The sequence below is a fragment of the Brevibacillus laterosporus genome, from assembly GCF_030489605.1.
GTDB classification, from domain to species: Bacteria; Bacillota; Bacilli; order Brevibacillales; family Brevibacillaceae; genus Brevibacillus_B; species Brevibacillus_B laterosporus_E.
Genome location: NZ_JAUKFY010000010.1, coordinates 115,572 through 136,457, shown reverse-complemented (window position 1 = coordinate 136,457; position 20,886 = coordinate 115,572). Strand labels below are relative to the sequence as shown.

The 20,886-nt window shown below is 42.0% G+C and carries 18 protein-coding genes; 8 read left to right on the top strand and 10 right to left on the bottom strand.

Annotated elements, in window-relative coordinates; translation table 11 throughout:
- Positions 1–19: 19 nt before the first annotated feature.
- The 6 genes from prmA to hemW form a co-directional block, all read right to left on the bottom strand.
- Positions 20–958, bottom strand: a complete 939-nt coding sequence (prmA, locus tag QZ995_RS13050) for a 50S ribosomal protein L11 methyltransferase (RefSeq protein WP_301807443.1) — start codon at positions 956–958, stop codon at positions 20–22.
- A 44-nt stretch (positions 959–1,002) separates the two neighbouring features.
- Positions 1,003–2,124: a molecular chaperone DnaJ gene (gene dnaJ, locus QZ995_RS13045; RefSeq protein WP_064018977.1), complete on the bottom strand. Its 1,122-nt coding sequence runs from the start codon at positions 2,122–2,124 to the stop codon at positions 1,003–1,005.
- Positions 2,125–2,274: 150 nt separating this feature from the next.
- Complete coding sequence (gene dnaK / locus QZ995_RS13040; RefSeq protein ID WP_301807442.1) at positions 2,275–4,116, bottom strand: molecular chaperone DnaK; 1,842 nt, start codon at positions 4,114–4,116, stop codon at positions 2,275–2,277.
- A gap of 63 nt (positions 4,117–4,179) precedes the next feature.
- A complete protein-coding gene (gene grpE / locus QZ995_RS13035; RefSeq protein ID WP_301807441.1) occupies positions 4,180–4,755 on the bottom strand; it encodes a nucleotide exchange factor GrpE in 576 nt (191 codons plus the stop codon).
- Positions 4,756–4,825: 70 nt separating this feature from the next.
- Positions 4,826–5,884 carry a heat-inducible transcriptional repressor HrcA gene (gene hrcA / locus QZ995_RS13030; protein ID WP_301807440.1) on the bottom strand — a complete coding sequence of 353 codons (1,059 nt, stop codon included), beginning with the start codon at positions 5,882–5,884 and terminating at the stop codon, positions 4,826–4,828.
- Positions 5,885–6,158: 274 nt separating this feature from the next.
- Positions 6,159–7,304 (bottom strand): radical SAM family heme chaperone HemW, encoded by a 1,146-nt coding sequence (gene hemW, locus QZ995_RS13025; protein WP_301807439.1) that lies wholly within the window; start codon positions 7,302–7,304, stop codon positions 6,159–6,161.
- Positions 7,305–7,953: 649 nt separating this feature from the next.
- On the opposite strand from hemW, the gene QZ995_RS13020 reads away from it, so the two are divergent.
- Both QZ995_RS13020 and QZ995_RS13015 read left to right on the top strand, forming a co-directional pair.
- Positions 7,954–8,082, top strand: coding sequence for an aspartyl-phosphate phosphatase Spo0E family protein (locus QZ995_RS13020; RefSeq protein ID WP_301807530.1), 129 nt, complete (start codon positions 7,954–7,956; stop codon positions 8,080–8,082).
- 337 nt (positions 8,083–8,419) lie between these two features.
- A complete protein-coding gene (locus tag QZ995_RS13015; protein ID WP_301807437.1) occupies positions 8,420–9,157 on the top strand; it encodes a hypothetical protein in 738 nt (245 codons plus the stop codon).
- 108 nt (positions 9,158–9,265) lie between these two features.
- Here the strand turns inward: QZ995_RS13015 and QZ995_RS13010 are convergent, their stop codons facing one another.
- On the bottom strand, positions 9,266–9,418 hold the full coding sequence (locus QZ995_RS13010; protein ID WP_301807540.1) for a hypothetical protein: 153 nt from the start codon (positions 9,416–9,418) through the stop codon (positions 9,266–9,268).
- Between the two features lie 538 nt (positions 9,419–9,956).
- On the bottom strand, positions 9,957–11,771 hold the full coding sequence (lepA, locus tag QZ995_RS13005) for a translation elongation factor 4 (protein WP_301807436.1): 1,815 nt from the start codon (positions 11,769–11,771) through the stop codon (positions 9,957–9,959).
- 892 nt (positions 11,772–12,663) lie between these two features.
- On the opposite strand from lepA, the gene QZ995_RS13000 reads away from it, so the two are divergent.
- From QZ995_RS13000 to QZ995_RS12985, 4 genes are read left to right on the top strand one after another with little or no spacing between them, the layout of a single operon-like run.
- Positions 12,664–13,626: a metal ABC transporter solute-binding protein, Zn/Mn family gene (locus QZ995_RS13000; protein WP_301807434.1), complete on the top strand. Its 963-nt coding sequence runs from the start codon at positions 12,664–12,666 to the stop codon at positions 13,624–13,626.
- Between the two features lie 17 nt (positions 13,627–13,643).
- On the top strand, positions 13,644–14,432 hold the full coding sequence (locus QZ995_RS12995) for a metal ABC transporter ATP-binding protein (RefSeq protein ID WP_301807431.1): 789 nt from the start codon (positions 13,644–13,646) through the stop codon (positions 14,430–14,432).
- A complete protein-coding gene (locus QZ995_RS12990) occupies positions 14,429–15,775 on the top strand; it encodes a metal ABC transporter permease (RefSeq protein ID WP_301807429.1) in 1,347 nt (448 codons plus the stop codon). The genes QZ995_RS12995 and QZ995_RS12990 overlap by 4 nt, the downstream gene beginning before the upstream one ends.
- Positions 15,772–16,656 carry a metal ABC transporter permease gene (locus QZ995_RS12985; protein ID WP_301807427.1) on the top strand — a complete coding sequence of 295 codons (885 nt, stop codon included), beginning with the start codon at positions 15,772–15,774 and terminating at the stop codon, positions 16,654–16,656. The genes QZ995_RS12990 and QZ995_RS12985 overlap by 4 nt, the downstream gene beginning before the upstream one ends.
- Before the next feature lie 93 nt (positions 16,657–16,749).
- On the opposite strand, the gene QZ995_RS12980 is transcribed toward QZ995_RS12985, so the two are convergent.
- Positions 16,750–17,508 carry a TrmB family transcriptional regulator gene (locus QZ995_RS12980; protein ID WP_301807425.1) on the bottom strand — a complete coding sequence of 253 codons (759 nt, stop codon included), beginning with the start codon at positions 17,506–17,508 and terminating at the stop codon, positions 16,750–16,752.
- 154 nt (positions 17,509–17,662) lie between these two features.
- Between QZ995_RS12980 and QZ995_RS12975 the strand changes: the two genes are divergently transcribed.
- Positions 17,663–18,829 (top strand): MFS transporter, encoded by a 1,167-nt coding sequence (locus QZ995_RS12975; protein ID WP_301807424.1) that lies wholly within the window; start codon positions 17,663–17,665, stop codon positions 18,827–18,829.
- Positions 18,830–18,843: 14 nt separating this feature from the next.
- The gene (locus QZ995_RS12970; RefSeq protein ID WP_301807422.1) at positions 18,844–19,473 is read left to right on the top strand and encodes an NUDIX hydrolase; all 630 of its coding nucleotides are present in this window, start codon (positions 18,844–18,846) and stop codon (positions 19,471–19,473) included.
- 95 nt (positions 19,474–19,568) lie between these two features.
- Here the strand turns inward: QZ995_RS12970 and QZ995_RS12965 are convergent, their stop codons facing one another.
- Entirely contained in the window at positions 19,569–20,663 is a 1,095-nt protein-coding gene (locus tag QZ995_RS12965) for a M24 family metallopeptidase (RefSeq protein ID WP_301807420.1), read from the bottom strand.
- Positions 20,664–20,886: the final 223 nt, after the last annotated feature.

Genomic DNA, 20,886 nt, shown 5'->3' with positions numbered 1-20,886 from the left:
GATTATTAACCCCATTATTCTAACGTTTTTTCGCGATAATTGCTACCCAGTCTTCCATGTAAACTGTTTCTATAACTTCCAAATTCGAGGCAGCTAATGCCTCTTTTACATCATTTTCACGCGCTCCAATAATCCCTGAAGCAATAAACGTACCGCCAGGCAATAATACACGATGAACATCATCCGTGAAACGAATAATTACTTCCGCTAAGATATTGGCAACCACGACTTCAACTTTTTCATTGATGCCATCGAGCAGATTGTTCTGTTTCACCAAAACCTTGTCAGCTACTTTGTTAATGCTACAGTTCTCTTGAGCAGAACGAACCGCAATCTCATCTAAATCCATGGCCGTCAGAGAAGATGCACCTAGCTTAGCAGCAGCAATACTTAAAATCCCTGTGCCTGTTCCCACATCATAAACGCGATCCCCTTTTTTCAGGTAGCGTTCAATCGCACGAATGCACAGTACAGTAGTAGGATGTGTACCTGTACCGAAAGCCATGCCGGGGTCCATTTCGATAATGAGCTCCCCTTCTCGCTTTGGTTTGTAATCCTCCCAGATCGGTGTAATCGTGATGTGTTCTGAAATGGCAACAGGCTTATAATATTTTTTCCAAGCAGATGCCCAATCATCTTCATGAACCTCGGTCATAGTAACGGTTCCTTTACCGACATCCAATCCGAAGGTCAGAAGTTCATTTACCTGTGTTTTAATCTCTTCAACGGTTTCGCCCAAATAGCTATTCACAGGAAAATAAGCTTTTACAATCACACCGTCAGTTGGAAAGTCATCAGGTGAGAGGTGGTAGATTTCGCCAAAAGGCGTGCTCCACTCACGGGATAAAATTTCGGGATCTTCGATGACAACGCCACCTGCTCCCGCTTCATACAAAATACTAGAGACAGCCTCAACCGCCTCTGCCGTGGTGTGAATACTAACTTCTGACCAATTCATGCTCTACCATCCCCCATCTAGCTTTCCACAACATATTATTCGCCTTATTCACCACGTAATTTACGCTTGATTTTATCGAAAAAATTCTCTTCTGGTTGTTCATGCAGGGGTGCACCGTCCTCGAGTCCCCCTAGTTCACGTAACAGCTCTTTTTGACGATCGGTTAATTTCGTAGGTGTCACCACTTTTACTTTCACGTGCTGATCGCCCCGTCCATTTCCACGTAAGTGCGGCACCCCTTTTCCACGCAGGCGGAAGAAAGTGTTGGTTTGTGTTCCTGCTGGGATTTTCAGCTTCACACGTCCATCTACAGTAGGAACCTCAATCTCATCACCTAAAGCTGCTTGAGCAAAATTAATTGGCATCTCACAATAAATGTCGTTGCCATCGCGTTCGAAGAAATCATGTTTACGTACACGGAACATAACATAAACATCACCCGCCGGACCGCCGTTCACACCAGCTTCACCTTCGCCAGTAATGCGCATTTGCTGTCCATCATCCACCCCAGCAGGGATGTTAATGTGGATCGTGCGTTTGACTTTGTTGCGTCCAGTGCCTCTGCACGTTGTACATCTTTCCTTGATCTGCTTTCCTTTACCATGACAAACAGAGCAAACACGGCGATTAACAACGCGCCCAAATGGAGTGTTTGCCTGAACCTCCTCCTGTCCAGATCCATTACATCTTGAGCAGGTTTCTACCTTTGTACCAGGTTTGGCTCCACTTCCGTGACACGTATCGCATTCTACTTCACGTTGAATCTCAATGTCTCTTTCTTTGCCAAATACTGCATCCAAGAAGTCAATGTTGATTGCATACTCCAAATCAGCTCCACGGCGCGGTGCATTTGGATTAGCACGACGTCCGCCGCCACCAAAAAACATGTCAAAGATATCACCAAAGCCGCCCATACCAGAAGCATCGAAGCCTCCGCCAAAGCCTTGGTTCGGATCCTGATGTCCAAAGCGATCGTATTGTGCACGTTTTTGGTCATCGGAGAGCACATCATATGCATCTTTTACTTCTTTAAATTTCTGTTCAGCATCTGCCTCTTTATTAACGTCCGGATGATACTGTCTTGCCAACTTGCGATATGCCTTTTTTATATCATCTGCACTGGCGTCTTTTCCAAGTCCCAGCACCTCATAATAATCTCGTTTCATACTTGTCTATCACTCCCGTATCCAAGACAATCAAAGATAATCTTAGCATGTATACTTGCAAGCTTCAATAGAATCCCCATACCGTAAAGGAAAAGAGTCAAAGTCAACATTGTGTGACTTTGACTCCTCTTAACATCATTGTATCTATTCTTATTGTTTCTTTTCTTCGTCAACTACTTCATAGTCAGCATCTACTACGTTGTCTTTTCCTGCTTGAGCTGCACCTTCACCGTCAGCATTTTGAGCTGCTTGTTGTGCTTGTGCTGCTTGCTCATACAATTTAACAGACAATTGTTGAACGATTCCAGAAAGCTCTTCCTTCGCAGCTTTAATCTCGTCGATGTTACCGCCTTCTAGAGCTTTTTTCGTTTTATCCTTCGCTTCGTTAGCTTTGTCGATCTCAGCTTGCTCTACTTTACCTTCAAGGTCTTTTAATGTTTTCTCGGTAGTAAAGACTAACTGATCTGCTTCGTTGCGAATTTCTACTTCTTCTTTGCGTTTCTTATCTGCTTCGGAATTTAGTTCCGCTTCTTTTACCATGCGGTCGATTTCCTCGTCAGAAAGACCGGAGCTAGAAGTGATTGTGATTGCTTGTTCTTTACCTGTTCCCAAATCTTTAGCTCGAACGTTTACGATACCGTTAGCATCAATGTCGAAGCTAACCTCTACTTGTGGAACACCGCGTGGTGCTGGTGGGATATCAGTCAATTGGAAACGGCCCAACGTTTTGTTGTCTGCTGCCATTTGACGCTCCCCTTGCAGAACATGGATATCAACCGCTGTTTGGTTGTCCGCTGCTGTAGAGAACACTTGAGATTTACTTGTTGGGATCGTTGTGTTGCGATCGATCAACTTCGTGAACACTCCACCCAATGTTTCAATACCAAGAGATAGTGGTGTTACGTCAAGAAGTACTACGTCTTTAACATCACCAGTTAACACACCCGCTTGAACAGCAGCACCAAGAGCTACTACTTCGTCTGGGTTTACACCTTTATGAGGTTCTTGACCAATGAACTTCTTGATTGCTTCTTGTACCGCGGGGATACGAGTAGAACCACCAACAAGAAGGACACGGTCAATTTGGTTTGGAGAAAGACCAGCATCGGATAAAGCTTGACGAGTAGGACCCATCGTACGCTCTACCAAACCAGCAGAGATCTCTTCAAATTTCGCACGGGACAAACTAATTTCCATATGCTTAGGACCAGAAGCATCTGCTGTGATAAACGGTAGAGAAATCGTAGTAGTAACAACGCCGGACAAATCTTTTTTCGCTTTCTCAGCCGCATCTTTCAAACGCTGCATAGCCATGCGATCTTGAGATAGGTCAATGCCGTTTTCTTTCTTAAATTCAGCTACCAAATAATCCATGATCACTTGGTCAAAGTCGTCTCCACCCAGTTTGTTATCTCCAGAAGTAGCTTTTACTTCAAAGAAACCTTCAGACAACTCAAGGATAGATACGTCGAATGTACCGCCGCCCAAGTCATAAACAAGGATTGTTTGATCTTCATTTTTCTCTAAACCATACGCAAGCGCCGCCGCTGTAGGCTCGTTGACAATACGTAATACTTCCAAACCAGCAATGCGTCCCGCATCTTTAGTAGCTTGACGTTGGCTGTCATTGAAATAAGCTGGAACTGTGATAACTGCTTGAGTCACCGGTTGTCCTAGATAAGCTTCTGCATCCGATTTAAGCTTTTGCAGAATCATTGCAGAAACCTCTTGCGGCGTATAATCTTTACCTTCTAATGTTTCTTTATGATCTGTACCCATCCAACGTTTGATGGAGATAACCGTATTATCAGCGTTTGTAATTGCTTGGCGTTTTGCTGTTTCACCAACAATGCGCTCTCCGTTTTTGAAAGCAACTACAGAAGGTGTTGTGCGGTTTCCTTCAGCATTGGCAATAACGATAGGCTCGTTACCTTCCATAACCGCTACACAAGAGTTAGTTGTACCAAGGTCAATACCAATTACACGACTCATAAATCTTTTCCTCCTCGATTATCTACAATATGTGAATGATTTTTGTGCTTAAAACATCTTCATTTACGCGTTTACTTTAACCATTGCAGGACGGATAACACGGTCCTTGAATTGATAACCCTTTTGTAATTCTTCTACGACAACATTTGCTTCGTAATTAGAATCTTCCACTTGCATCACAGCCTGATGCACATGCGGATCAAACGCATGACCAACTGATTCAATAGCTTGAAGGCCTTCTTGCTCGAATACCTGCATTACTTGGCGGTACACCATTTGCACCCCTTGTAAAATGCTTTCAGCAGTAGCAGTATTAGGATCAACAGCAAGAGCGCGTTCAAAGTTATCAAGGGCTGGCAGTAAGGATTCCACTACCTTTTGAGAGGCATATTTTTGTAAATCCTCTTGCTCTTTACGTGAGCGACGACGCATATTATCCATATCTGCTAAGTTGCGCAGCAAACGGTTTTCTTGCTCTTGCAATTGAGCCTGAAGACGCTCTACTTCCATTGCTAGGTCAGTTGTTTCAGATGTTTCACCTGTTTCTGTTGCCTCAGTTTCAGCTTGCTCATTTTGCTCAGCTTGGTCTTGAGCCATTTCTTCTTGCTCAAGTTCAACCTTTGCTTTCTCTTCGCTCAATCTGATTACCTCCTCTTGTGTGACTAATAATCTATGTAAGCGAGCAACTGTAACCCGCCCGCCTTGTTCGTCATGAATCCTCTTGCTCCTCTGAAGATCGTCCTTCTATCTGTGCAGTTAACATCTGCGACAATCCCAAAGCAATGAAATCCAAGACAGCAATCACTTTACCATACTCCATACGCGTAGGTCCAAGTATACCAATTGTACCTACAGGCTTACCGTTAAAGGAATAATTGGTCGTAACAATGCTACAATTCTTCATGGCGTCAAGATGATTTTCATGACCAATCCGTATCTGCAATCCCTTCTCATTGGTTTCAAACAGATGCGTCATTTGGTCGCTGCGTTCAAATAGCTCCAAAATCTCTTTGACTTTTTCTACATCCTGAAACTCTGGCTGCTCCATGAACTTAGTAGTTCCTCGCAACAACAAGCGATCAGATGAATCACTTTCAATAGCATTACTAATCATCGTGAGCATTTCTTCATAATGATCCACATGACGCTTCAATTCATCAGATACTTCTTGATACAAGCGTTGGCGCAATTGCCATAATGGTGTATCTTGCAATCTTGTGTTTAAAACATTAACCAATTTCTCCATATCGCTCGGTGACAGTCCCGCCGGCAAATCAATACGCTTATTTTCTACACGCCCTGTTTGAGTTACAATAATCGCTACAGCTTGTGTGTCACTCAAAGGGATAATTTGCAGATGTTTCAAGCGATGTTCAAAGATTTCTGGTCCAAGAACAACTGCCGTGTAGTTAGTCAATTGTGATAAGACCGATGCTGTCTGTTCCACGGCATTTTCAAAATGCAAGATCCGATCAGCAAACATTTGCTTCCAAGTGTTTACATCTCCATTATTCTTCAACAAATTAGGCTCCACTATGTGGTCCACGTAGAAGCGATAGCCTTTCGTGGAAGGGACGCGTCCCGCAGAGGTATGCGGCTGCTCCAAATAACCTAAATCCTCCAAATCAGACATTTCGTTGCGGATCGTAGCCGAACTGAAGGTGATTTCAGGCCGTTTTGAAATGGTCCTGGAGCCAACGGGTTCTGCCGAATAAATATAATTTTCAATAATAGCTTGCAAAATAAGCTTTTGTCGCTCCGTTAACATACCTAAACGCCCTCCTTCTAAAATGTTTGGCTATGTCGATTGGCAACTTCTGGTTGGATTTTGTTAGCACTCAGATCAAGCGAGTGCTAACGGATACTATTAACTTATCAAGTGACAGATGATTTGTCAACTTCTCTCCTATGAAAAATGCAAAAAAATAGGAGAAAAAAAGCACTTTTTTCGGGTTTCTCCGCATAAAAGTGCTTCCTGATGTCATTTTCTAAAATTTGATAACTTGTCTCTTCCTTCCTACTTTATCCACATGCTGCGCCATCTACACGCGTAAAAAAGCAGCAAACACTTCGTTGCCAAGCGGTAAGCCCTTTGGGGTTAGACGTACATGCTGGTCTACGATTTCTATCATTCCCTTTTGAAGTTCCTGTTGCAATGTTTCACCGAATTCTTCTTGGACAGTTCGACCAAACCGGCTCGCAAAGCTCTCCATATCTACTCCTTCACGCAAACGTAAGCCCAGAATCATCTGCTCCTCCATCGCTTCCTTCTGCGTTACCTCAAATTCCTCTACACGCGGAGAACCTTCCATTGCCATACGTGTGTAAATAGCTAGCGGACCGGCATTAACATGTCTTCTTCCATTTATATATCCATGTGCTCCAGCCCCAATACCATAATAATCCTGGTTTAGCCAATAAGTCTTATTATGCTTGCTCTGTTTACCCGGCTTGGCAAAATTACTAATCTCGTACATGGACATCCCGTTTTTCTCAAGTGTTTCTATTAAAAGAAGATACATCTCTAGCTCTGTGTCTTCTGTCGGCAGTGGTAATTGGTCTTTTTGATACAGAGTGTGAAATAAGGTATTCTCCTCTACCTTTAAACCGTAGGAGGATAAGTGCGTGATTGGCAGCTCCATCGCTTTTTGCAAGCTTTGAGCAAACATCTCCATGGTCTGATCCGGCAGACCAAACATTAAATCAATCGAGATGTTGTCAAACCCAGCTTGAATCGCATTATCCACACTTTTATAAACCTCATCTACATCATGAATGCGGCCAATGCGCTTTAATAAATCACTTTGGAACGATTGAACACCAAAACTAATTCGATTTACTCCAGATGATCTCATCAGCTTTAATTTTTCAAGATCAGTAGTGCCTGGATTTGCTTCCATGGTCCATTCCAAATCAGCACTAAAATAAGGAGCAAGGTGTTCATTTACCATATGCAAAAATAGTGCCATTTGCTCCTGATTTAAATACGTCGGGGTTCCTCCGCCAACAAAGATTGTCTCTATCTTCTCAGGAGGATTTTGCTGGAACGTTAACGTCATCTCACGGCGTAAAGCTTCTAAGTAATCCCAGACCAACTGAGGATTATTGGTAACAAAAGAATTAAAATCACAATAGTAACATTTATTAGTACAAAAAGGGATGTGGATATATACAGCATTTGGGGACATCTCTACCCCTCCTTGTTTACAAAATTGGGTCTATCAAAGCGAAGACCTGACAGCCAGAATGGTGTCAGGCCACGGCTCTAACATATCAACTATGCTTAAAACAGCCTTGATACTTTTGATTCACATAGAACATTTACCTGTATCGAACTGTATTCTGTTTTATTCTACAAACATTATAAAGCAAAGCTTTAGGGTTGCTAGAACATCATAATGTATTCTTATCTATCACGTCAACTCGCCGTTGTCTACTAAGTATGATGGGCATCACGGTAGTCAGATGTAAGAAATCTATCGAATAAAGGAGTCTATTATTATAGAAGAAATAAAATTAATACAAGTCTATGACAGTAAAACTGGTTTTCTATTTGGATACTTCTTTACGCTGAAATTTATCAAATTTTGTTGAGCGTTTCGATTTTTCTATTTTGTAGAAAAAACAACACAATTGGTAAAACATTGCATAAGAGGAAGAAAGGAGGGGTTGAAAATTAGGTTTGTTTACACTTCAAAAGGACGTTCCCCTAGCCATCAAACTAATTGGAACGCCCCTGTCATGAATAACAAAAATTGTTATGCGGATTAATTGTACCACTCAAATAAAGGATGTGAAATGGAAAATACCCAATCGAAAGATGATCTATAGAAGCTTATAGAAATCCTCCGCCAAGAATTAGAGTTGTTGTATTACAAAAAAGGCTCGTTCGTACACCCAGCCGTACTACAACTGAGCCAGCAACTAGATGAGTACATCGTTATCTTACAGAAGCTTAGACGCTAGTTGGCCAATATGAATAAGCTGTACGGGAAACTTTACAAAGCCCAGTAGGGGTAATAATTTAATGGCCGTTTTTCAGCTATTCATAAAAGAGCTTCTAGGAGGTTTACAACATGTTCGTATGGGGGGTGACTCCCATCGGGACAGTGGTCATGCAAGAAGAATCATAAAAAAAACCTAAGACAAAGTGATTAGCACATCGTCTAGGACTGAAAAGTAAGACAGAGATGTAGACATTTTTCTCGAAATAAGAAATAGTAAACCTAAAAAATCCATAAAGAGAACCAAATTTCAGAAAATATGTTAATATTAGCTTATTAGTATCGTTGGGGATGATAGTATGAAAAAAAAGACTCTTGCTACATTAGCAACACTTTTGGTATTATCTGTAACAGCTTTTTCGGGGTTAGGGTTATCAGGTGTAAATGCGAAAAAACATGAAACACCAAATGAAGATTTTGTCTACCTAAATGAGCAACCAGTTAAGACTAATGAAGTTATCTACGCAACTCCTGAAAATCAAGAAGAACTAGTAAAAAAATATGGTTTGGAAAAACCTTCCGAAACAGCTAAGTTACAATCAATAAGAGTAATTGATACGCCTTCGGAAATGGAACAAAAACAAGAGAATGAACACAAAAATAAAGCATTAGCTTTTGGGGGATATCGTTTTAAAAAAGATTCGTCCAAAAATGTAGATGGATCAGACGAAATTGCTCGAGGTAAATATTTTTGTAATAAAAAGTCAGGTTCTTGCAAGGCAGAAATCGCTTTATCAGCAAATGAAGATGTAAGTGTAGAACTTAATGCAACATTTGGAGCAAGCTATAATGATGTAATATCTGCAGAGTTCGGGTATTCGGTAGGAAGTACTGTAGATGTTTCAACAACAGTAAATGTACAAAATGAATCAATCCCCGCTAAAAAGACTTGGATTGTTGTAGGATACCCAGTATATAAATCTACTTTTTTCAAGCTTTACGATGACTCTATTTTTGGTTCAAGATATATTGGAAGCGGAACATTTATGGTTCCTAAAAGATCAAGTTTAGCTGTTACAGATTGGATTCAAGGTTAACCCTAGATTTGATTCTGAATATAAGCATTACGTAAACAAACGTCCGAACCTAAATTCGGACGTTTGTTCTTTTATTATCATTATTTATTCCTTTTCATGAAAGAAAAATTACTTATTCTGCGGCTCCTGTTCACTAGCAGCCCTTACCCTATCGGCAAGCTTCCCAAGGTATTTGGCTTGTTCCTTCATCCCCATTGCGTCACTAACTTTCCATTGTGTTTTCAATACTAAAATGATTTCATCTGCAAGCATTCTATCCACCGCTGTTTCCCCCCTTCAAAATTCCATTCCAAAAGTCTTTTTCCATACCGTTCATGTCCACATTACCGTTAATACCAGCCACTTTCCCGCAATCGGAATACTGAAAAGACCGCCCAATGGCTCCATGCAGGGTTTAGCATAGGTAGACACATTAATCCGACAACCGGGATGATAAAACTAAAATCGCTCTCGCCAGAACTGTTACAAAAATTTATTAACGATAAACATAGAGAGGGATACTCTTGAAGGACACTAACAAAAATTTACACGTTTTTGAAAAATGCATTAAAGCAAGCTGTGTATCCTTCTAAGCTTATAAATGAAAACCCTATGTAATATATCAAGCTGCCAAAAAATAAAAAAGACGACAGAAGCAGATGTAAAGCCACTGCCCATGTCGTCAATAAAAAAGATAACAAACTACCTAGAACCTTCCAATATAATCCCCCCCACCATTTTACCAATCCGGTGGCTATATGGTGGGGGAAACGATTTTTTGCTATTGACACAAATTGTAAAACCTTTTATTTATCAGCTATTACTTGTCATCCATACGTAAAACAGCCATAAATGCTTCTTGTGGCACTTCTACGGAACCTACCGCTTTCATGCGTTTTTTACCTTCTTTTTGCTTCTCTAATAGCTTACGTTTACGGGAAATGTCCCCCCCGTAACATTTTGCCAATACATTTTTACGCATTGCGCTTATCGTTTCACGCGCTACGATCTTTTGACCGATAGCTGCTTGAATTGGCACCTCAAACTGCTGACGAGGAATTAATTTTCTTAGCTTCTCACAAATCACTTTACCGCGAGGATAAGCTGTATCCTTGTGTACGATAAAGGACAGGGCATCGACAATCTCGCCATTTAGGAGGATATCCATTTTCACTAGCTTAGATGGTTTATAGCCTGCCATTTCGTAATCAAAGGAAGCGTATCCTTTCGTGCCTGATTTTAACATATCAAAGAAATCATATACGATCTCAGACAATGGCATATCATATTTCAATTGAACACGATTTTCACCTAGATATTGCATATCAAGGAAATCACCGCGCTTGCCTTGGCAGAGCTGCATAACATCTCCAACATAATCCTTTGGCACCATGACGGTGGAGGTTACATATGGCTCTTCAATTAGCTCGATTTTTTGTATCTCAGGCATTTTGGATGGGTTATCAATTTCAATAACCTCGCCATTGGTTTGTGTAATGCGATAAATTACGCTCGGTGCTGTAGTAATCAGATCAATATTGAATTCACGCTCAATACGTTCCTGAATGATTTCCATGTGTAAAAGTCCTAGGAATCCGCAACGGAATCCAAAACCAAGCGCTTGCGATGTTTCTGGTTCAAATTGCAGGGAAGCATCATTAAGCTGCAATTTATCAAGAGCATCACGCAGATCATTGTAATCGCTGGTATCAATTGGATACAGTCCACAAAATACCATGGAATTAATTTTACGATAACCAGGCAGTGCTTCCGCAGCCGGGTGATTCGCATCTGTAATCGTATCACCGACTCTAGTATCCCCAACGGTCTTAATGGAAGCGGCTACGTACCCTACATCCCCAACCGTCAATTCATCTACCGGAGTCTGGCGAGGCGTAGAGGTACCTACTTCCGTAACCTCAAACGTCTTGTTGGTTGCCATCATCTTAATTTTCATACCTTTTTTCAAGGTACCATTGACGATACGCACAGAAGCAATAACACCTCGATACGCATCAAAATAAGAGTCAAAAATTAGTGCTTGCAATGGAGCCTCAGGGTCTCCTGTTGGAGCTGGGACTTTTTGTACAACAGCTTCCAGCACATCTTTAATACCAATTCCTGATTTTGCAGAAGTAAGAACAGCGTCGCTCGTATCAAGACCGATAACGTCCTCTACTTCTTGTTTGACACGATCTGGTTCCGCACTTGGCAAATCAATCTTATTAATGATTGGAATGATTTCCAGATTGTTATCAAGCGCCAGGTACACGTTTGCTAGAGTCTGTGCTTCAATACCTTGCGCTGCATCCACGACTAGCAGCGCTCCTTCACAAGCCGCCAAACTACGTGATACTTCATAGGTGAAGTCGACGTGTCCTGGTGTGTCGATCAAGTGAAGAATATACTCCTCGCCATCGTCTGCTTTATAATTCAGGCGAACAGCGTTTAATTTAATCGTAATGCCACGCTCTCTTTCCAAATCCATCGTATCCAGGAACTGCGCTTCCATCTCACGAGCAGTCAAAGCTCCTGTCAGTTCAAGAATACGGTCTGCCAGGGTAGATTTCCCATGGTCAATATGAGCGATGATAGAGAAATTGCGAATTTTTTTCTGCCTTTCCAGACGATCCATTTCTTCGTTCCCTCCCACGGATAGAATGATCTGCCCATTCCTATCCGCTAAAAAATACACTAAGATTAATAATAGCAAAAAGGTAGTATTTGAGCAAGAAATGGCTATTGATAAACGCCGCCTATTTCGATTCTCGCTCCCTCTTCTATTGAACTTGTGATACATTGAGTGCAACGGCATCCCACTTTTATTACGTGCAAAGCTATTGGCTGACTGTGAATTGTTCATGAAGGAGAGATATTTATGTTCAATTGTTAGACCGTGGCAGCGGATATACATTTGCTGGAGAAATTGATTGGCTTTTCAGCAACCCTGGGCCAATATCTAGATATGCAAACAGGTTTTCTCCGCTTGCCAATGCTTCCTTACGCTTGGAGTCAGCAGATGCTTACAGCTTTAGTTATTTTGAGCCAAAAGTACTGCTTCTAGATGATACCAAATATGTGTAAGACTCTGACTCTAGTTTTAAAAAAGCTTTAGTCGGGTACATACTTCTTAGCTCTTTATGCAGATGATAACGAATTGACTTTTTTATTTCTATATAGAGACAGACTCGGTGCTAGCCGAGTTTTTTATTCACCAAAGAGATCCTTCAGCACTCGCTTCTCTCCCTGCATCCCACTACCCTGTCGAACAAATTACCCATTTATCATTGTTTACAAACAAGTCCTGTATGCTTTCGCATCTCTAATTCCGATTGGCTCACATAACTCGATCTTTACGAGATTTAACAGAGTTTAGGTATCCTTCTTCCTGAATGAATACATGATCAAGCACCAATTCCGTTGAGGTAGCATATGGTAAAATTGTTGCACTCGGGCAAATGTTTGTGATAAAGTTGACCTCAGGAAACTTTTTAGTATAAAGATAAAAAACTTGCAGGAGGACAACTATGCAACTATTGAAAAAACAACGTTGGTTTTCATTCCTTAGCGCTTCCGTCTTAGCCTTATCACTTGTACTGACAGGCTGCGGACCACAAGCGACTGGCGGTGATACACAAAAATCCCAACACGAAGGGACATGGAAAATCACCACCACTACGGGTATGGTCGCAGATATTGTGGCAAAGGTCGGTGGAAATCAAGTAGAGGTTACTCAATTAATGGGTGCTGGTGTAGACCCCCATTTATACAAAGCATCTCAAGGGGATATCAAACGAATTGAGGATGCCGACATTGTCTTTTATTCCGGCCTTCATCTTGAAGGAAAAATGGTCGATATATTCGAACAAATGAGCAAAAAGAAGCCAGTCATTGCGGTGACGAAACAAATCCCGAAAGAATTATTACACGCAGATCCTGAGTCACCAGATCAGCCAGATCCACATGTTTGGTTCGATGTATCCCTGTGGATGAAAGCTGTAGAGCAGGTTCGCGACTCCTTATCCGAAATTGATACCTTACATAAAGATATGTATCACACAAATGCGACAAACTATTTAAAACAATTGCAAGAATTGCATGATTATGCAAAAGAACAGGTTGCAACTGTTCCTAAAGAGCAACGTGTCCTAGTTACCGCACATGATGCTTTCGCTTATTTTGGTAAGGCATATGATATTGAAGTTGTAGGCCTGCAAGGGATTAGTACAGCTTCTGAATATGGTTTAAAGGACGTTCAGAACCTGGTAACTACCCTTGTTGATCGAAAAATCAAAGCTGTCTTCGTAGAATCCTCAGTTCCAAAGCGCTCGATTGAAGCTGTAGTTGAGGGGGCTTCTGCCAAAAACCACAACGTTGTCATCGGCGGTGAATTATTCTCTGATGCAATGGGCACGCCAGGCACGCCTGAGGGAAACTATATCGGTATGGTAAAGCATAATGTAGATACAATTGTCTCTGCTCTCAAATAAAAAAAGGAGGGTCCTAAATGAATCCCGTTACATCATACGAACCACTCTCCGTCAGCGATTTGACGGTTGCCTATCAGAAAAAACCAGTCCTTCGAAATGTCACACTTACCATTCCTGAAGGCAAATTAATCGGAATTATTGGACCCAATGGTGCAGGGAAATCAACGTTTATCAAGGCCATTCAAGGGCTCATCCCTGCTGCCTCTGGCGAAGTCCACATCTATGGAAAACCCTATCGCGAGCAACGCAAGCTAGTAGGCTATGTCCCGCAACGTGAAACCGTTGACTGGGACTTCCCCACAGATGCTCTGGATGTTGTCCTAATGGGGCGTTATGGACGTCTTGGCTGGTTCCGCAGACCTGGCAAAACCGATAAGGAATGGGCCATGGAATGCCTGCGTAAAGTAGGTATGGCTGATTTTGCTGATCGTCAAATCAGCCAGCTTTCGGGTGGACAACAACAGCGTGTCTTCCTAGCGCGAGCTTTGGCTCAGGAGGCTCAAATCTATTTCATGGATGAACCCTTTGCCGGTGTTGATGCTGCTACGGAGAAAGCAATCATTCTTCTTTTGAACGAATTAAAGGAACAGAATAAAACGGTTTTGGTCGTTCACCACGATCTTCAAACCGTTACAGAATATTTTGATTGGATTGTCATGATTAATAAGCGAATGATCGTAAACGGTCCAACAGAAGAAACCTTTACCACAGAGAATTTACAAAAAACCTATGGAGGCCGCTTACAAATCTTAAATGATCGGCTGGCCCTATCCACAGAAAGGTCCAAGCAGGAGGGGTCAAAATGAGTTGGTGGCAGGCTTTGCAGGATCCCAACACGCAATGGGTTCTGGCTGGTTGCATTCTACTTGGGATCAGCAGCGGGGTACTCGGTTGCTTTGCCTTTCTCCGCGGCCGTTCGTTGATGGGTGATGCTCTCGCTCATGCAGCATTACCTGGCGTTTGTTTAGTCTTTTTACTTACTGGCTCAAAATCAGTTGGCTTATTTTTACTTGGGGCAGGCCTATCCGGGTTGGTTGCTACTTACTTTATCAGTATGATTTCACGCCACTCACGAATTAAAGAAGATACTGCCCTTGCGCTTATTTTATCCGTGTTCTTTGGAATCGGAATCGTCTTGCTTACTTATATTCAGCATAGCTCCAGTGGTAATCAAAGCGGTCTGGATAAATTCTTGTTTGGTCAAGCTGCTTCTTTAGTTGGTAACGACGTCAATACAATGGTTGTTGTAGGAGCTATTTTAATTTTGTTAACAAGCTTATTGTTTAAAGAATTTAAACTGCTCTCCTTTGACGCCGGATTTGGCCGCGGATTGGGATTGCCTATGGGTATGCTAGATGGATTATTAATGGTTATGCTGCTGATGTCTGTGGTAATTGGTCTGCAAGCGGTAGGAGTTGTTCTAATGGCAGCCATGCTGATTACCCCAGCAGTTACAGCCCGTTATTGGACGAATAAACTGGGGTCAATGGTTATACTCTCCGGCGTATTTGGAGCATTGAGCGGAGCATTTGGAACATTGCTTAGCACACAGGTTCAAAATTTACCGACTGGTCCCATTATTGTACTCGGTGCCACAACTCTATTCTTGTTTTCACTCATTTTTTCTCCAAGTCGCGGCGTCTTGTTCAAACTCATTCGTTTTTTACGTTTGCGAAATCAGGTTTTGCAGCAGGATGTCTTGCGCTCCCTCTACGAATGTATGGAACATGAAATTAAACAACGGCGTATATCCCATAATGTGTATATACCTGTGGAGCGGCTCAGTCAAAAAAGTGGAAAAGCACATGCAACTGTAGTCAAAGCCTTATCTAGCTTACAAAAGAAGGGCTGGGTTGCCTTTGAAAAAAGCCGACTGGAGCATTGGACATTCACGAAAACAGGTGTCGAAAAAGCACACGATCTCATTTTGAATCAACGCCTGTGGGATTTATTCCTCATGAATGAACAAAAGTATCAGGGCTATGGTGTTGATCAAAATGAAGAGCTCATTGTAGATCAGCTAACCAAACCACAATTGAAACAAATGTTGGCTGAGCTAGAACACTATGATATGACACCTTTACTGCTCGGGCATATGTCCCCCCCTACTTCCAGAAAAAAATCGGAACAGGGAGGTGTTCCCGTATGAACAGTTTTTGGATTATTTTAACCGGATCATTGGTAGCCGCTACATGCGGCTTCCTCGGTTGTTTTCTCATTTTAAGACGAATGGCTATGCTAGGTGATGCGATTAGCCATGCGATTCTACCTGGCATTGCCCTAGCTTTTCTCATTACGAGTAGCCGGGAAACGTTGCCTATGCTAATCGGTGCCGGAGCATTTGGTCTGCTTACTGTCTTTTTGATTCAGCTTTTTCGAAACAGCGGTGTTAAATCAGATGCAGCCATCGGGGTAACTTTTACCGCTCTATTTTCGATCGGGGTTGTGATCATCTCTTTGTTTAGCTCGCAAGTTGATTTAGATTTGGATTGTGTGTTATATGGAGAAATCGCTTATGTACCGTGGGATACACTTACAATCGGCGATCTGGAGCTGGGTCCAAGAGCAGTCTGGGGAATTGGAATCGTCTTCTTGGTCAGTCTGTTGGTTATCTCGCTCTTTTATAAGCAATTTAAGCTCTGCACATTCGATCCTGCAATGGCGGCTGCTATTGGCATTCCAGTCGCTTTGTTCCACTATCTTCTCATGGGGCTTGTCTCTATGGCCACTGTCGCCTCTTTTGAAAGTGTTGGCGCTATCCTGGTTGTTGCTATGCTGGTTGTACCCGGAGCGACTGCCTACCTGCTGACAGACCGTCTGCCTGTCATGCTAGGATTAAGCATGCTGATCGGTGTCCTATGCTCCGCACTCGGTTATGCTTTGGCAACCTGGTTGGATAGCTCCATCGCTGGCGCCATGACAGTTATCGCGGGGCTATTATTCGCCCTAGCTTTTATATTCTCACCGCGATATGGGCTTATTTCTAAGCTGCTTGCCCGTCGCAGCCTGCTTGTACCTGAGCAGGAATAGTTGCTTTGGCTTAAAACTCTAGCTAGCAAAGCCTCTCTCTTAGGTTAGATAAGAGAGAGGCTTTTATTTATATGGCATAGGCTAGTCCTTCAGCTAATACCTTAAATTTAGCAATACATCTCGAATAGCCTGATCTTTCATCACGGTATCTCGATATCTTTGAGTAATTTCGGTTAAGGCAACATCATGATAGAAAAACTCAGTAAAGAACTTTACTAAAGGACGCGAGCCTGTGCGAATAGCTTGCCACTTACTCTCTTCTATCCCCGCAAAAAGCAATTCCTGTTCGTCAACAATAAGGATGCGGCTTCTCTCCAAGCTCGCGTGCTGTACATCAGGAATTAAGGTGGACACTGTAGGTATCATGGTTGGAAATTCACCAATTACATGAATATTAACAGTAATTCCCTCGGCATGTTTTTGCTCTAAAATGGCGAGAAAAGCAGCCAAATCATCAGCCCATCCCGAAATAAAAATCGATTGACTGGCTTGCTGCAGCAAATCCTTTAACAAAGCTTGGATCGAATGGTTGTCTTTTAAGGTCCACACTCGATCATCCTTGGGAGCTTCTTTTTTTTGCGTGCTTCTTAATTTTTGAACATTCGTTTCAAAATCAGCTTTTAGTTTTTCAATGATTGATTCAATAGGAAGCGCGGTATACAGTCGCTTTTTTTCAACAGTCGTTTCAAGAATCATCCCTTTTTCAGACAAGCGATGAAGGACTTCATATACCTTTGAACGAGGAACACCTGACCTCTTGACGATACCTGTGGCATCTAATGGCTGATCAACGGTTATCAGCGCTTGATAAACTTGACTTTCATATTGTGTGAAGCCGAATTGTTGAAGCATAGTCTTTGACCCCTTGCTTAACCATTTAGTAGGTAGTAGTACCATCATAGCATATTCTTTGGTTTATTATGTATGATGAAATTTACACTTGTTTTCTCCTCTCTAAAAAGTTACTATTGCAGTGGTAACTTTTTAGAGGAAGGGTTGTTAGGATATGAATAGGAGAGTTTATTTGCTGACCATTGTCTCTTTTGTAGTGGGAATGGTTGAATTGATTATAGGCGGGATTTTAGATTTAGTAGCCACTGATTTAGGAGTCAGTCTTGGTAAAGCAGGATTTCTGATTACAATGTTTTCTCTTGTATTTGCCATCTCAGCTCCCATTCTATTAACATTAACCGCAGGCGTAGAACGAAAACAGTTAACGATACTTTCTTTATTAGTATTTTTGATCGGTAACGTAATCGCAGTCATCAGTCCGTCCTATACGATGTTGTTGCTTGCACGCATCATCTCGGCTGCAAGTGGTTCTTTACTGGTTGTTTTATGTGTTACAATCGCATCAAGCATCGTGGCTATCCCATACCGTGCCCGAGCTATCGGGGTTGTTTTTATGGGAATAAGCGCCTCTCTTGTGCTTGGAGTACCCATTGGATTACTGATAGGTAATTCCTTTGGATGGCGAGCTCCTTTTATACTAATCTCAATTTTGACCGTGCTTTCGATGACTGGTGTTCATTTCTTCATGGGTCGAATTGAGCCGAAGCCTGCCATTCCAGTATGGAAGCAGTTAGGTACATTGAAAAATCGTAGCGTATTATTTACTCAATTAACGTCGTTTTTATTTTTAGCCGGTCATTTAACGTTATATGCTTATCTAACACCATTTTTAAAAATGAAGCTAGGGCTAGATGGAACCTGGGTAAGCATTGTCTACGTTATTTTTGGTATTGCTGCCGTATTTGGCGGAGGCATTGGGGGCTTTCTATCAGATCGCTTTGGGACAAAACGTACCATTCTATCTGTTATTTCTGTCTTTGCTTTGACAATCTTTATGATTCCCTACACTACCTTTGCCTTACCGCTATTCCTAGTAGTGATGATTATCTGGAGTATGTTAAGCTGGGCGATCACACCTGCATTACAAAGCTATTTAATTGAGTCAGCCCCAGAATCCTCTGACATTCAACAAAGCTTAAACAATTCTGCTCTTCACTTTGGGATTGCTTGTGGCTCCTTGATCGGCGGAATCGTCATTGAGAGAGCCTCCATTGATTGGAATGCTACTGTGGGTGGGCTGATCATTATGCTAGCTTTAGGATCTGCTGTCTTCTCAATGGCTAAGGCTATCCGTGTCACGTTATCGTTATCCAGAAAATAAAAGAAGAGGTACAGATGATGGAAACAGAATTGCTTGCCATTTTTGACGAGTCTCACAATCATCTAGGTTCAGCTTCACGTGCAGAGGTTCATCGCAAGGGGCTTTGGCACGAGACGTTTCATTGTTGGTTTATTAGTAATGAAAATGGGACTGACTATATCCATTTTCAAATCAGAAGCGAGCAGAAAAAGGACTTCCCTTCTCTGTTAGACATTACAGCTGCTGGTCATTTGCTTTCCCATGAAACGATTTATGATGGAATCAGAGAAATAGAGGAAGAATTAGGCATACGTGTTTCCTTCCATGATTTAGTATCATTAGGAGTCATCAAAAACTGCATTATACAAAAAGGATTTATTGATAAAGAATTAAGTCACGTCTTTCTTTACCAAAGTAAGCATGCGATAAATGATTATACACTCCAGTCAGAAGAGGTTTCTGGCATGGTAAAAGCTGAATTTAACGGATTTTGTGAGCTGTGGTTACATGACAAACAGGAACTGCTCGTTGAGGGCTTCGAAGGGAATGCCAGAGGCGAAAGGATTCCGCTGCGCAGGATGGTGGGCAAATACGATTTCGTTCCTCATGAGCAGGCTTATTTTAAAGGTATCATTCACTCTATAACAGAGTATCTTTCTAAATGAAACAGGATTCCCTGCTAGTAGCAGACAAAATACTCCCCCACCTATAAAAAAGACGAGCCTCTCGCTCGTCTTTTACTTTTAATAAAATAGTTTTTTTACACACCAATGATTTGAAGCTCTTTTGGATAGCTTGTTAAAATTTCTACTCCGGTATCTGTTACAAGTACGTCATCCTCGATACGTACGCCGCCAACCTCTGGCAAATAGATTCCCGGTTCGATAGTAAACACCATTCCGCTTACTAACTTTTCTTGATTAGCCCCATGGACAGAAGGGTATTCGTGTACATCCATACCCATGCCATGACCTAACCGATGGGTAAAATAATCCCCATATCCCTTATTTGCAATAATCTGACGGGCTACCTGGTCTAAATCTGCTAGCACAACACCTGGTCGCGTAGCTTCAATCGCAGCTAGATTCGCCGCTAATACCGTTTCATAGACGTCCTTTTGCTTGTCATTAATCTCTCCAACGGCAAATGTCCGCGTAATATCAGAAACATAGCCGTCCTGTAATACACCCATATCAAACAATAGGAACTCTCCGCTCGCAATCTTACGGCTGCCTGGCTTCCCATGCGGTAATGCTGAGTTAGGGCCACTTAGCACCATCGTAGAAAACGATGGACCCTTCGAGCCTAGCTTTTTCATCAGGAATTCCAGCTCTGCTACAATCTCAGCTTCTGTTACGCCAACCTTTACTTTTGGCAGGCATTGTCTAAGAACTTCCTCGATTGTCTCACATGCTCGCTTTATCCGAGCCACTTCATCAGCAGATTTTATTAAACGCATTTGACGTAACGGCTCTTCCACATCTATGTATGTAGAAATGTCTAATTCTTTAACCATTGCTTCATAGATAGAAACAGTCAAATGGCTCTTCTCCACAGCCAAGCTCTTCATATTCTGCGGGAGGGCCTGCTTTAAAATTTGATACGGATTGTCGATGTCTGTATGTGTCATAATGTTTTGCACGCTAGAAGCCGCTTCTGCTGCATTACGGTCTAACGCAGGTACGATTAAGACCGGTTCTCCATTAGCAGGGATAACAAGCCCCATAAACCGTTCATGCGGATTTGTAAAAAAACCAGTCAAATAATAGACATGCATAGGAAGAGTTACAAGAATAGCATCCGCTTGCTGTTCTTCCATAAACGAACGAAGTTGAGTAAGACGTCTTTGATCCACTTTCCCCCACCATACCTTTCTTTAGCTATCTTTCCTATCTTGAGGATACCATAGGAGTTGTATTGACACATCCTCCTTATGTAAAATAAATCTTTTTGCTAACACGTGAAAAAAGTAACCAGAGGAACGCTAGTTTTTCTCCGCGCCGATATTCGTAATACATAAACAAGCTCCTGCCCTGGATAATAACTGAACTCATCAAGGAGCAGGAGCAATCTTTCGT

Coding starts and splice junctions, on each gene's coding strand:
- QZ995_RS12970 (WP_301807422.1), top strand. CDS start 18,844: ATGATGGAAACAGAATTGCTTGCCATTTTTGACGAGTCTCACAATCAT.
- hemW (WP_301807439.1), bottom strand. CDS start 7,304: ATGTCCCCAAATGCTGTATATATCCACATCCCTTTTTGTACTAATAAA.
- QZ995_RS12980 (WP_301807425.1), bottom strand. CDS start 17,508: ATGCTTCAACAATTCGGCTTCACACAATATGAAAGTCAAGTTTATCAA.
- lepA (WP_301807436.1), bottom strand. CDS start 11,771: ATGGATCGTCTGGAAAGGCAGAAAAAAATTCGCAATTTCTCTATCATC.
- QZ995_RS13015 (WP_301807437.1), top strand. CDS start 8,420: ATGAAAAAAAAGACTCTTGCTACATTAGCAACACTTTTGGTATTATCT.
- QZ995_RS12985 (WP_301807427.1), top strand. CDS start 15,772: ATGAACAGTTTTTGGATTATTTTAACCGGATCATTGGTAGCCGCTACA.
- dnaJ (WP_064018977.1), bottom strand. CDS start 2,124: ATGAAACGAGATTATTATGAGGTGCTGGGACTTGGAAAAGACGCCAGT.
- QZ995_RS12990 (WP_301807429.1), top strand. CDS start 14,429: ATGAGTTGGTGGCAGGCTTTGCAGGATCCCAACACGCAATGGGTTCTG.
- QZ995_RS12975 (WP_301807424.1), top strand. CDS start 17,663: ATGAATAGGAGAGTTTATTTGCTGACCATTGTCTCTTTTGTAGTGGGA.
- hrcA (WP_301807440.1), bottom strand. CDS start 5,884: ATGTTAACGGAGCGACAAAAGCTTATTTTGCAAGCTATTATTGAAAAT.
- dnaK (WP_301807442.1), bottom strand. CDS start 4,116: ATGAGTCGTGTAATTGGTATTGACCTTGGTACAACTAACTCTTGTGTA.
- QZ995_RS12995 (WP_301807431.1), top strand. CDS start 13,644: ATGAATCCCGTTACATCATACGAACCACTCTCCGTCAGCGATTTGACG.
- QZ995_RS13000 (WP_301807434.1), top strand. CDS start 12,664: ATGCAACTATTGAAAAAACAACGTTGGTTTTCATTCCTTAGCGCTTCC.
- prmA (WP_301807443.1), bottom strand. CDS start 958: ATGAATTGGTCAGAAGTTAGTATTCACACCACGGCAGAGGCGGTTGAG.